The organism is Alkalihalophilus lindianensis, assembly GCF_032843265.1.
Classification (GTDB): domain Bacteria; phylum Bacillota; class Bacilli; order Bacillales; family Bacillaceae_D; genus Alkalihalophilus; species Alkalihalophilus lindianensis.
Map to the genome: position 1 here is coordinate 1 of NZ_JAWJBA010000394.1, position 268 is coordinate 268.

Annotated in this window: 1 protein-coding gene; it reads left to right on the forward strand. The window is 42.9% G+C overall.

Annotated elements, in window-relative coordinates; genetic code table 11:
• Nucleotides 1-268 (forward strand): rhodanese-like domain-containing protein (locus RYX56_RS22740; protein WP_317124172.1); only part of this gene is annotated, 268 nt, incomplete at both ends.

Here is a 268-nt window from a genome sequence, read left to right on the forward strand (position 1 = left end):
CGTTAAGGTTGAACCACGTTCACAGGTGGGACATTATCTGGAACCGGACGAATGGCATCAATTTATTCAGCAGAATGACGTGCTGTTAATTGATACTCGCAACGACTATGAATACAAGGCGGGCACGTTTAAAAATGCCATTGATCCCAAAACCGAATCTTTTCGTGAATTTCCAGACTATGTGGAAAAAAATCTCAGCGATGCCAAAGACAAAAAAATTGCCATGTTCTGTACTGGCGGGATTCGTTGTGAAAAATCCACCAGCCTG